This window comes from Ignavibacteria bacterium, assembly GCA_017303675.1.
In the GTDB taxonomy this organism is placed as follows: domain Bacteria; phylum Bacteroidota; class Ignavibacteria; order Tepidaquicellales; family OLB5; genus OLB5.
Genome location: JAFLBX010000002.1, coordinates 137,592 through 150,338, shown reverse-complemented (window position 1 = coordinate 150,338; position 12,747 = coordinate 137,592). Strand labels below are relative to the sequence as shown.

Below are 12,747 nucleotides of genomic sequence, written 5' to 3'. Positions count from 1 at the left end.
ACAATCATTAATAAAGACTGAAATTAAAAATATACTACATAAATTAATGAAGGTCAAATACCTTCATCCATTTTTCAAGGGCAAAAGCGCGGTAAAGAACCTTATCGTTAAAATTACCGGATCTTATTATGTTCAGCACTTTTTCTCTATCTATATACTTCCCGCTTCTGAGATCATTGGTAAATGTATCTTCAAGGTAACCTGAAATTTCTTTCAGCCATTTTTTCTGCGGAACTGAAAAGGCAAGCTTGCCTTTTCGCATCCTGATATCCTCAGGTATTTTCCCTTTTAGTGATTCCCTCAGTGCATACTTGGTCCACCCTTTATGAATAAGCTTATCAAGCGGTATGCTGAAAATATATTCAACCAGACGGTGATCAAGGAAAGGGATCCTTGCTTCAACTGAAAATGCCATGGAGTTCCTGTCCTCGTACCTTAAGAGCGAGGGCAGAGAGATATTCCAAAGGTTGGAAAGCCTGTTCTGTTCAAGGCCAGATGCTGCTATCATTTGATTGAACAGGTCACGGCGGTTATGAGCGGTGATAAAATCACTTTTAACGAACGCTGAACTGTTTTTCATTACATGGCGGTAGCGGACTGAACCGGTATTGAAATAGATTAAATTCTGCGTGAATTTATTGTAGCCTAGATTGGAAGTATTGACACCTTTTACATATTCAGAGATGAACTTGAAGGGATTCAGCATGCTGCGTTTTAAGTGGAACGGGAAAAATGAAAAATAGCCAAGAAGAATTTCATCGCTTCCCTGGCCATCAAGCACTACTTTTATGCCCGCTTCATGGATCTTTTTAAAAACGCTCCACTGTGCAAATACCGTTGCGCCTGTATAAGGCTCATCCTGGTGGTATGTTAATTTATCAATATCATTCCGGAAACCCTGAACATCGGGGAAAAGGTAATACTTCGTGGAATTAGTCTGTTTAATAACTTCTTCAACATAAGGCCGTTCATCAATTAACGGGTCATCATAACATGCGGTGAAGGTTTTTTGTATTTCAGGCTTGCCTTCATTATGCAGAATTTCATGCATAATGCATACTATTGCCGAAGAATCGAGTCCACCGCTTAAGCAGCTTCCAACTTCAACATCGCTGCGCAGGCGCAGCCTGACGGAATCATAAAGCAGGTCGTACAGATCGCCGTACAGGTTCTTTTCATCAGTAATATAATTCACCTCAGGCAGGTTATACCATCTTGAAAGCTTAAATTCATTGTTCTTAATCGTGAATTTATGTCCCGCCTGAACCTTCGTAATATTTTTGAAGAAAGTATTTTCGGTGTGGTCAATAAAATGGAAGACAAGGTAATCGTAAATAGTTTCGTCGTTAACTGTTTTATCAACACCGCAGCTTAAGATCTGTTTGATCTCTGAACCGAAGATAAGCTTCTTAGCATCTTTGTAAAAATACAGCGGTTTTATGCCGTACCTGTCCCTTGAGCAGAAAAGGGTTTTTTCCTGTTTATCCCATATTGCAAAGGCCCACATGCCGTTCAGGCGGTGGAGGCAATCCTCGCCCCACTCCTTATAAGCATTCAGTACAACTTCTGTATCAGAGCCGGTTTTAAATTTATATCCTTTATTGAGCAGCTCATTGCGCAGTTCAACATAATTAAATATTTCACCGTTATAAACAATTACATACCGGTTCTCGGTATCATAAATGGGCATATTGGCAATTTCGCGCAGGTCAATAATAGCAAGGCGTGTGCTCCCTATCCCGACATTGTTTTCAATGTAAACACCGTCGCCATCGGGTCCGCGGTGGTGAATTACCCTGTTCATTTCACGAAGCTCTGCTTCGTTTACCGGCGCACCGTTAAAATTAAAAATTCCTGAAATTCCGCACATTAAGTATTAAGCTGCTCTTCCTTTTTATTATTTATTGTACCCGGAAAAATTGTCATAAGCGCAAGCGGTATGAGTATTGTAAAAATAGTTAAAGCTTTATCTATTTCACGAAGCCTTGCGATAAAGAAAAATGCGCCGAAATAAAAAAGCGGCAGCACTATCACGGCGCTGTTGCGTAAAAATTCAGGCTTCGATTTAAATCCTTTAAATACAAAGTATATCAGCGGTGCTATCATTATGAACCAGAGAACAATCCAGTCCTTATGAGCAATATTAAACGCCGCATCTTTAGTAAAGTACCAGTTCACATCACCTGAAGCGGCAGAGCCGCCGCGGATAAAATAAACAACAGCGTACCCGGCGATAAAAGTTACAGTTAAAATTATACTGTTTATCCATACTTTGCCTCGTTTAAGCTCAGAAAGACTGGCGAAGAAATAAAAAGCAATAAGAAGTATAAGCTGCAACTCGTTAAAGGCTGCAATAAATAACAGCGGGTAAAGCCATTTTGTTTTACCTTTGTTAATAAAATAAAAGCCAAGCGCCATTATTCCTGCTGTTGTCATATCACCCAGAATGTCGTAACCCGTCAGTGAGAGCGGCACAAGTACTGCAAAAAGCAAAAGTGCTATCACTGTCCCCGTATCATCAAACCACAGCCTGAAGAATTTCATCAGGCAGAAGAACATAAATGCGAAAACAATTATATTCTGCAAAGTATAAGCAGCCAGGAATGCAGGTTTTTGAGGTATCACGCTTTCAAGAGCGGAATACCAAACCTGAGTTACAAACGGATTAAGAAGACGGTATTTGTAAGGATACTCAATAGTATTATTTATGATAGTTGTATGGCGTGTAAGCTTAAGCTCATAATTGGGAGCGTCAGTTCTGACGGTTTGATAGTAACCCAGTATTACAGCGATGAAAAAAACCAGGAACAGAATTTTTTTATTTTCAATCACTCAGGTATTCTACTGATTAATATTTTAGATCGAGATAAAATGAATCTCTTAACAAACCGCGCGCTCCGAATGATTCTTTGAACTTTCCAAGACCCCAGTTGGGATCCATATTTACAGTAAACAGTCCGAAATCGAGAAATTCAAGCCCCCTGCTAATTGCATCCTTCATAATTGTGTAAAAGAGCAGGTTCACTGCCCTGTACTGCTGGTACTCCTGGTTATGGCTGATGTAAAAAACCAGGACTGTTTTTTCGTTGCAGTAAAAATTTATCACACCGGCAATCATTTTATTCTTAAGATATGCACCGAAGAGCTGTATCTTCTGCGGAAAAAGCTCTTTTAACAGGTAAAGCTCATCCAGTGTATGCGCAGGCTGCACGTTGTGCCGCATTGCGAGATTACTTTTTAAAATATTGTAATACTCTTCAAAGTCATTTGACTTCTTGATAACAACACCCATCTTTTCAGCTTTGCGCACTGAAGTGCGTGATTCAGGCTTGATAAGCTTCATCACATTTTCTTCAGTTTCATTAAGGGTAATTACGCTTGTAACTTCACGCTTAAGATAATTGAATCCGTTCTTAACAAAAGCGAAATCGAGGTACTGGTTATACCTTGACTGGTAGCAAACCGGAACATTTGTGACAACTATCTTTTCAAATTTTTCACTGAGAGAATAATCGATAAGGCTTTGAGTCAGATCAAAAGAATGCTTGATGCTTAAGCTTTCATTATGAACAAATCCGCCATAGCTGGCACCCATGTGAGACCAAAGCGTCCTTGTGCCATCACGGGTGATATCTGCAGCGGGTAATACTGCTATTAGCTTCTTATCATCAAAAAACAATAATGAATTATCTTTGAATTTATCGGGTGAATGGTAAGAAAGGAATCTGCGTGTATGAAAAATTGTTCCGTTAGAAGAACCTGCAACGAGGTCTTCCCATTTATCGAGATATTTTTTTTCGTATTGAACTACTTCCACCGGCTGCCCCCATTAAAAATAAGTATCAGAAATTTGTGCCCAATGTTATTGTATGGCTAGAGCCAAGCGAATACTTGTATGGAACAAATGCATAATCAAGCGCGAAAGCTTTATATTTTAAGCCAATACCTGCGGCTATTGATTTATTTTCGTAGCCTGACTGGTAACCAACTCTTAAGGCGAGAAAATCCTTATAAAGCAGCTCAGCGCCGGTATTGGCGTGGAACTTGCCGCCATCAAGAACCTTGTAGCCATCAGCAGCAACTATAAGCCTTGAGCTTATTCCCAGCAGATCAAAATAATACGAGCCGCCGAATCTAATTGCAGAAGGAAGCTTTGTTGATTCATTCCTTAATTCGCTCATTGAGCCTAAATTTGTAATAGCTGCGCCTAATGTAAATTTATCTTTGGCGTAAAGCCCGCCAAGATCAAGCGCAATACCGGAAGCGTTATCTACATAAATTTTTTCAAATAAAAATTTACCCGTAAGACCCACAGATAAATTTTCATTAACCTTATAGCCAAGTGAAAGTCCGAATGCAAAATTCTGCGCTGTGAACTCGCCTATTGAAGCGCCTGGAATTTCACGAACCTGTATATTATCAACGGAAGTATTGTTAAGACTGAAACCAAGGGCTAATTTACTGAACTTGATCTTTCCTGCAAGGAATTCAGTGCGTACTCCAAGGACCTGCTCGTTATGCATAAAAACCATATTGACCTTAGAACCGTTAAACAAAGCAGCGGGATTATAATGAGTCGCAGAAGCATCAAATGAATTGCCAACTACTGCTTCGCCCATTGCAATAGAACGTGAAGTTATGCCGAGCTTTAAAAATGCAAGCCCGGTGTTACCTGCACCGTCATTCTGCGCATTACTTACTGAAACAACTGCCAGAAGTATTACTATATATTTAATTAATGATCTCAAAAATATTCCGTTCTTAAAATTTTACAAAAATAAGCATTATTTAAACTTAATAACAGCCGTAATTGTCTGGAATGGATTGTTGGTGAAAGGCTCCAGCACAAATGAATAATCTATTCCTACTATGTAGCTGTTAAATGCTTTCTGATAACCTATACCTGCTGATGGCCTTGAACCGCCGAATTTATCTTCTGCGCTTAGATCAAGCCTGTCTAAGCCAGCGCGGAACTTTATATCTTTTATCGGGCTTATTTCAGCGCCAATCCTGATAATATTTGACTTTTTATTGCTGGTTTCATAATCAAGCGCTACAAGCCCGAAATTATTGGGCAGCAGGTATGAAATACCAAGAGTATAAAGCTTCGGGAATTTTTCTTTGGTCTGATTGCCGTTTTGGCCATACAGATCTATTGTATTCCATTCATACTGCGAATTAATATCTTTTATTGTAACACCAACATTTATTTTTTCGTTCACTTTATATAAACCGCCAACATCAAAACCGAATGAAGTCGCTGAAACGCCTTCATAAAGCTTGGAATAATACAGCTTGAAGCCAACACCCAGCGAGATCTTATCAGATACTCTGATTGACGGCGCAAAAAGGAACTGGTTATCACTGGTGGAAAGCTCGCCGAGTGAAAATCCGTCGATATCCCTTCCGTCAATTTTTCCGACCCCTGAATTTATCCATGAAAAAGTAATACCTGCTCCGCCTTCAGTCTGTTTGGGAAGCTTGAAGTTTTTAGTGTAGCTCACAAAGTTCAGGCTTCTATCGAGTGAAAGGAATGAATAGCTTAAGTTAATAAGATGTTCATTCTGGAAAGGTGATGATGCCGGGTTATACAGTCCGTTAAGATCACCTGATGTAACTGACGTCATTGCATTACCCATTGATATACCCCTGGCGCTGAACCCCATGCGTGTGAACGCTCCGGGAAGTCCGCCAAGCTGGGCATAAGACTGGATTGTGAGGGCTGCTATTATAATTACCGCTTTAAGAAATATTTTCATGTGCTATTTTTTTACTATAACAATTTCATTTTTATTGAGACGCTTGTTGAGTGATTCTGACTTTGACATTTCAATCTGGTATTTTTTACCGTCAAATTCAAAATCCGAAGGTGCAATATCACCTGTTCCGGCTGACCAGCTGATCGTTTTTGATTCCTTGTCATTTGAAATTTTAAAATCAAAAAATCTGAAAGTTATTGAACTTCCATTTGGGAATTCTTTCTTTTCTGTTCTTTCCCCGGTAAACTCCAATGTGAAGTCAGGGAAATTAAGCTTTTCACCCTGTGCATAGGTTACAACAGTACCGTAATTTATATCCCCGCTTTTTGCTGAGCAGAAAAAGCTTAAAAAACTCAAGAGGAATATCATTGTTATATTTATTGTTTTCAAAATTTTATTTCAATTATTGTTACAATTTTAGAACTGGTGAAACACTAAGCTTAATGGAAGTTTCCGAAAGCCCCTTCCTGAAAATTGAGACTTTTGAGCCAAAGGTAAATTCAGTTGTTACACCAACTGGGCCAAAATCCCAATAAATTCCAACTCCCGCAAGCGGACCTGCAGCAAACCTGTTATATGAATCACTTATAAATATATGCCCGTCTTCGTATTCATCTATAAACCTGTTATTAACAGGCTGCATTGTAAATGTAATACCGGCGGTAAAGTAAACAGGGTCTTCAGTTCTGTCATTATTTACAAAAATAACGCTCCTTAGTGTCATTTCATGTGAACTGAACTCTGAGAACACGTAACTGTACAGATTTTCAGGCGGATTCATTTTCATTCCCCTTACCTGTTTATCGGCATACCCAATATCATCTATAAATTCATACATTACTTCGAAACTAATTTTATTGGTGTACCTGTACCCGATACCTCCATAAAAATTATTATACCAGTCTTCGGTGTAAAAACTTCTTTTTTCCCTGCTGCCGGAACCTTTAGGTATATATCCTGTATGAACATGAAAAGAACGCTGGTATCCGCCTTTTAAATATACCCGGTCATCCGGTTTTATATCAGATGATTGAGAAAATATAATACTGTTTACAAAGAACAATAAAACAAATGCCAAGCCAAAGGTTTTCATAGCTACTCCTATTTAGGTTTTAGAATAAGCTGTATTACTTCCCTTAGTTACCCTCCGGTTTAAATTAATTAAAATATTCTACTGCATTACAAGGATCTTGCCCCAAACAGTTTCATCTTTATCAATCTGTATGCGGTAGAAATAAACTCCGTTAGAAACCTGTGTTCCGTCATCACGCTTGCCGTCCCATGTTGCCCAGATCACATCAGGTGATGTACGCTGCGCGTTCTGTATTACAGTACGTATCGGGAACATAGCAAAATCAAATATTTTAATTGTAATATTAGCCGATGTCTTCCCTGTTTTGTAATATATCCTGCACACTTCATCATCAGGCGAGAACGGGTTTGGCGCTGCGTATGATTCATTGGTTGCCGCTATATTCTGATATGCGCGAAAAATTTTCCATTTGCCTACCCATGGACTTGTAAGTGTATCAGTAGTTCGCGCAAGCCCGTCACCAGAGCCTACCCAAACTGAATCACCCTGTGAATCCACGGCATAGAAGAGGTCCGTTCTTATCTGATCACGGATAAATTCATCGTAAATGATTGATGGCCTTGACCAGCTGAAATTTGGCGGAGTGAAATAACTGCGCCATATACCGTTATCAGTTGCGCCGTAAACAATTGAATCCTTGAAGCCTACATTATGCGTGAACGCTCCATCAAGTGTATTACCCCATGTTAACCCGCCGTTTGCTGAAAAACTGAAAGCTGAAAATTCACCGCCTTTGGTTGGATTTGTTGAGCCCCAAATGATAGTATTATTACCGTATTTTTGGACATTCAGCCCGACTACAAAATCACCTGAAACACCCGGACCGGAGCCGGTGCTGTCAAAATTGTATTTCTTCCAGCTTATTCCCCAGTCAGTTGATTTATTTATTCCGTTTGCTGTTCCCACATAAATTGTAGAATCATTTTCAGCAGTTACCGAAAATCCTTTGTGATTGTTATTTCCCTGGGGAGGGTCACGGGGATTCAGCTGAAAATTATAGGGTCCCCCGGTTGGTGTTATAGTATTAAAAGCATCCGGCGGCAGAACAACACGCTGCCAAGTCGCTCCAAAATCAGTTGATTTACGCGTTCCCCCAGCCCATGAAGTTATCCAGAACACAAGTGAATCAGATGAGTTATTCTTTTTAGTTATTGCTATATCATATGAAAGGTTGAACTCTTCAACCACTACAGGCAAAGCCTGTATATTACTAATGCCGTACTGAATAAGAGTATCGCTCAAAGCATCGATCGGCTGCAGGTATGATGCCCAGGTAACGCCGTAATCACTTGATACTTTTATACCTGTTCCGGTTGGAACATATTCTTCTCCAATCAATTGTGAGTAAGCTGTTGAAACAACAACCCAGTTCTTATATACCGCAATACCTGATACATCATCTTCACCGAATGGCTCAGTGCCGTAATAATTCTGAAATGAAATTCCGCGATTAGTTGTGCGGGATATTCCCTTGCCGGTACCAAACCAGATTGTATCGCCTGCATCATTGCTGACAACAATAATATCAGAAATAAAATTGGAAATTATAGTTTGCGAAGAAACAGGGGAAGAAGAGAACCTGCCGATCAGGTTGTTTCCCTTTTTATAATTTTCATTTGGCTTTAAGGTTTTATAAATATCGTTCGATATTTTAAAATTCTCAGGCAGCATTTGCGCAAAACTTAAATTAAATGATGCCAGTAATAATATTAAAAGGAGTTTTTTCATTTTCAGGATTTTAATAAACATAAATTGAGTCAGTTAAGATGTTGCTTGTATCACCGGAATTATCAACTGCTTTGATGAAATATCTGAAATACCCAAGCTGTGTTGTAGAACCGAAAAATTTACGGGTGAATTTGCTGTCACCTGCAGTCGTATCACCGGAAGTTGCATTAAATGGCGGCAATATACAGCAGCTGCCGTCATCAAAAAGGTCTCTACGAGTTAAAGAGGAGCCGTCAGGAGCAAACCCTGTATAAAATACACTGGCAATATCACATTCACCATTGGGGTCTAATGCTTTAACTTCAAAAATAAAAAAAGTACCTTCACCGGACTGGATGCTATCCGGGGTAACCAGCAGGTTTGAAATTACCGGGGGCTGATTAGGTATCCTTACAACCTGAAGCTGGTTTTGTATAGGATTGCTTGTTAAACCAGCATTACTGGTCGCAAGGAATTCAATTTTATGAAAACCAACCTGCCGGCAAGTAAAAATATAATTCAAAATACCGGTATATTTTCCGTCACCTGCTGCCGTATCAGGGAAAACACCGTTATCCTGCAGGTTTATAGTTGCAAGTACATTATTGCCAAGGTCATAGAATTTTACTTCAACTTTTTCAACCGGGTCAATTGATTCAACAGTAGCTCCGGCAATAATTCCCAAAGTATCTGAATTAAATACCTGCGGAGTATAATATGTTGAAGTTATTGAAGGAAAATGAAGTATCGGGTCTATAACGCTGCTGTCTTCTTTTTCGCAGGAATACATAAAAATTCCAAGAAAAAGGGGAATTAAGAAATATTTTATTTTACGCAAGCTTCGAGATTGTTAGTTTAGAAACGATATGTAGAAATTTCGATAGGCTAAATTTAGGTTGTTATTGTGTGATATTCAATGAATTTTGAAATATTAATAACAAATATAATGTATATTTTAAAAAATGCAAGTAAGAAATAGAAATATATAATTTTCCGTCGAAGGAAAAATAATCTATCTAAAACTCAAAAACTATGCCATTACTTAAATAGTAAGTTGTTTTAGGTACTCCCGGGAAGGGCCTGGTATCGAACCTGTAATTAAACCCTGTTTTGAATTTCAGGTTATCTGTAAGCTTTATCAGCAGGTCTGTTTGGGAAAGTATCCTGTAATCCTGAAGTTCTTTCATATTAGGCTGGTAGTATGTTGTATTTTTAAGTTCAAATCTATTAAGCTCAAATGTTAACGATAGATAATTACTGGTCCGGTGATTGCGCTCTATAATGGATTTATCAACTGATTCCTGGTATTCATACATATAAAGCGCAGCGGCATATGCGCGGAAAATATCGGATTCAATGATCTTAAAACGGGGACCTGTTCCGGCAAGCACCCTTTGCCCTACTTCAAGGGCTTTGTTATACTGGTATTGCACGAACACTTCCCACCTGAGCAGCTCTTTTGTCACCTTGCGGTTATATCTTATATGCGCGAAACCTGCATTGATGAACTGGGTTCCTGCACCTTTAATTATTCTTGCTTCATTGAGGAAAAGCCATAGATCGTTTTTGCCTTTATACTGCATATGCAGCAATGCCCCGAAATCGTAAATTTCATCAACAGCTTTTGAAAGCTGAAAGCTGCCTTCGGCAGAGCCGGTCCACCCTGTAGTATCGGTCCTCATTCTGCGTGATTCGATATTCACAACCTGGGAATATAAATTTACCGCTGAAAATAAAATTACAGTTATTAGTATTGTTTTCAATTCTGCCTCCTGAATAATTAATGAGCGCAATTTAGCGGTCTGTGGTAATATTTACAATAAATAAAGTATCGTTTTAAGCGGAAAAAAATTGTTGATTGTTGCCGGAAATGTTAACACACCCCTTCCGCAAATGCACCTGCGGTGCAATTGCTCCCTCCCCTCTCAAGAGGGGAATTAAAATTAAAATTTGCGAGCGAAGAATTGATCTGTCTTTGGCCTGGGGGTAATATAATTTTAATATTATAAGACTGCTTCGTCGCTTACGCTCCTCGCAGAATATAATTCATTACGCTCCGTTTAGAAATGAATAATATCTCATACATTTTATTAGTAATTTTGGAATCAATTAAAGCTGATTAATGGAAATTGGATATAAAAATTTTACGGAGTTTTTTACTGAAGTATGCAAAAGATACGGCAACGAAGGAGCAATTTACTGGAAAGACCCGAATGAAAATAAAAGCGAATATAAAAATATTTCAGGAAGTAAATTAAAAGAGCTGGTTTACCTTCTTGCCAAAGCTATTGCTCCGTACGGACTCAAGCACGGGGATAAGGCAGCAATTATTTCCGAATCAAGGTTTGAGTGGGCTATTGCTGATTTTGCATGTATTGCCTCGGGAGTTGTAACTGTGCCGGTATATCCAACAATGACCTCAGAGCAGATAAGGTTCATACTCAACCATTCTGAAAGCAGGCTGTGTTTTGTTTCTACCAAGCTGATGGCTGATAAAGTTGCAGCCGTTTTTAATGAGCTGCCTCACCTGAAAAAAATAATCACATTTAATAAAACTGACCATGCATCAGAAAATATCATAAGCTTCGAGGAGCTTATTTACGGCGAGCTTCTGGAAGAAAGAACAGCTTACAGCGATAAGCTGGCTGACGGATATTTTTCCAGCTGCGCAGGTGAACAGTCCGCAGATGATCTGCTAACGATCATTTATACATCGGGAACCACAGGTGTACCTAAAGGTGTATGCCTTACCCACAGGAATGTTCTGGCGAACGTAAAACAATGCACAGATTCCTTCCCTGTGGAGACTTCAGACAGATTCCTTTCTTTTCTGCCGCTTGCGCATACTTATGAAAGAACAGGCGGGTATTATGTACCGCTTTCAAAAGGCGCAAAGATATATTATGCAAAGAATATCGATACGCTGGCTGCGCAAATGGCTGAAGTAAAACCTACAATAGTGCTGGCTGTGCCGATGCTGTTCACAAGGATTCAAGGCAGGCTCAGCAAATCAATTGAACAGATGCCATTTATCAAACGGACAATTACCAAAAGGGCTTTAAAGCTTGGAATAAAATACAGGCAGGATAAACAAAATGCTTTATGGAAGCTGGCAGATAAAAAAGTATTTTCTGTTATCAGGCAGCGTACCGGCGGAGCCATTAAATTTTTTATTTCCGGGGGTTCAGCTTTAAGCAAAGAAACTGCCGAGTTCTTTGATTCCATAGGTATATTGATCCTTCAGGGATACGGTATGACAGAAGCTTCGCCTGTAATCTCTGTGAACAGGCTTGATAATAACACATTCGGCACTGTGGGTCCACCGCTTGAAAACGTAACAGTAAAAATAGCCGAAGACGGCGAGATACTGGTTCAGGGTGATAATGTTATGCAGGGTTATTTTAAAAATGAAAAAGATACTGTGGATATGATAATCAACGGCTGGCTGCACACCGGCGATATAGGAACAATGGAAAATGGAGTATTGAAAATAACCGACAGGAAAAAAACACTTATAAAAACCGCAGGCGGTAAATATATTTCGTTAACACACATTGAAGAGAACCTTGAGCGAAGTGAATATATCAGCCAGGTGATATCGTTCGCTTCTGATCACAGGGATTTTGTAACTGCGCTCATAGTGCCTGATTTTGATATGCTGGAATCAATTGCCAAAAAACTCGGAATTAATTTCAGCAGAATTTCAGAGCTGACAGATAATGACGTTATCCATAATTTTTTTGAATCAGAAATTGATGTGCTCCAAAAACATATTGCAAAATATGAAAGAGTCCGCAAGTTCGCTTTGCTTCATGAAGCGTTTACCATAGAAAGCGGAGAGCTTACGCCAACACTTAAGCTAAAGCGAAAAGTAATTGAAGAAAAGCATAAAATACTGATCGACAGTTTTTACAAATAACCTGAAAAATTAAAAACATCCACAAAGCTTAGATCATGCTATTTTTATAAAATTTTTAAGCAAATCTGTAATACTTATCAGTTTGATTCAAAAACAATAAATAAATCTTTTCCTTTCATAAAAAAATTTAAAATCTAAAAAAATGTTTCCTAGTTTATATTACTGATATTTATACACTTAACATTTATTTTTATTCCAATAATCCTTATTTACCTGATTTTAACACCATAAATCCAGTTAATCATTCTTTGTTTAGCCTTAACGGCATT

The 12,747-nt window shown here is 38.8% G+C and carries 11 protein-coding genes; 1 reads left to right on the top strand and 10 read right to left on the bottom strand.

Annotation, left to right across the window (positions count from 1 at the left end):
* Nucleotides 1-43 precede the first annotated feature (43 nt).
* The 10 genes from asnB to J0M37_09835 all read right to left on the bottom strand — a co-directional run bounded on the left by asnB (nucleotide 44) and on the right by J0M37_09835 (nucleotide 10,322).
* The gene (gene asnB / locus J0M37_09880) at nucleotides 44-1,870 is read right to left on the bottom strand and encodes an asparagine synthase (glutamine-hydrolyzing) (protein MBN8585395.1); all 1,827 of its coding nucleotides are present in this window, start codon (nucleotides 1,868-1,870) and stop codon (nucleotides 44-46) included.
* Entirely contained in the window at nucleotides 1,870-2,832 is a 963-nt protein-coding gene (locus J0M37_09875; protein MBN8585394.1) for a hypothetical protein, read from the bottom strand. Before J0M37_09875 ends, asnB begins: the two co-directional genes overlap by 1 nt.
* A 16-nt stretch (nucleotides 2,833-2,848) precedes the next feature.
* On the bottom strand, nucleotides 2,849-3,817 hold the full coding sequence (locus J0M37_09870) for a peptidoglycan bridge formation glycyltransferase FemA/FemB family protein (protein MBN8585393.1): 969 nt from the start codon (nucleotides 3,815-3,817) through the stop codon (nucleotides 2,849-2,851).
* Nucleotides 3,818-3,842: 25 nt separating this feature from the next.
* The gene (locus J0M37_09865) at nucleotides 3,843-4,748 is read right to left on the bottom strand and encodes a PorV/PorQ family protein (protein ID MBN8585392.1); all 906 of its coding nucleotides are present in this window, start codon (nucleotides 4,746-4,748) and stop codon (nucleotides 3,843-3,845) included.
* 36 nt (nucleotides 4,749-4,784) lie between these two features.
* A complete protein-coding gene (locus J0M37_09860) occupies nucleotides 4,785-5,759 on the bottom strand; it encodes a hypothetical protein (protein ID MBN8585391.1) in 975 nt (324 codons plus the stop codon).
* Nucleotides 5,760-5,762: 3 nt separating this feature from the next.
* Nucleotides 5,763-6,149, bottom strand: coding sequence for a hypothetical protein (locus J0M37_09855; protein ID MBN8585390.1), 387 nt, complete (start codon nucleotides 6,147-6,149; stop codon nucleotides 5,763-5,765).
* A gap of 19 nt (nucleotides 6,150-6,168) precedes the next feature.
* Nucleotides 6,169-6,852 carry a hypothetical protein gene (locus J0M37_09850; protein MBN8585389.1) on the bottom strand — a complete coding sequence of 228 codons (684 nt, stop codon included), beginning with the start codon at nucleotides 6,850-6,852 and terminating at the stop codon, nucleotides 6,169-6,171.
* Nucleotides 6,853-6,930: 78 nt separating this feature from the next.
* Nucleotides 6,931-8,580 (bottom strand): hypothetical protein, encoded by a 1,650-nt coding sequence (locus J0M37_09845; protein ID MBN8585388.1) that lies wholly within the window; start codon nucleotides 8,578-8,580, stop codon nucleotides 6,931-6,933.
* A gap of 10 nt (nucleotides 8,581-8,590) precedes the next feature.
* Complete coding sequence (locus J0M37_09840; GenBank protein MBN8585387.1) at nucleotides 8,591-9,397, bottom strand: hypothetical protein; 807 nt, start codon at nucleotides 9,395-9,397, stop codon at nucleotides 8,591-8,593.
* Nucleotides 9,398-9,575: 178 nt separating this feature from the next.
* The gene (locus J0M37_09835; protein MBN8585386.1) at nucleotides 9,576-10,322 is read right to left on the bottom strand and encodes a DUF481 domain-containing protein; all 747 of its coding nucleotides are present in this window, start codon (nucleotides 10,320-10,322) and stop codon (nucleotides 9,576-9,578) included.
* Nucleotides 10,323-10,681: 359 nt separating this feature from the next.
* Here J0M37_09835 and J0M37_09830 point away from each other — a divergent pair, with 359 nt between their 5' ends.
* Nucleotides 10,682-12,478 (top strand): long-chain fatty acid--CoA ligase, encoded by a 1,797-nt coding sequence (locus J0M37_09830; protein MBN8585385.1) that lies wholly within the window; start codon nucleotides 10,682-10,684, stop codon nucleotides 12,476-12,478.
* Nucleotides 12,479-12,747 lie beyond the last annotated feature (269 nt).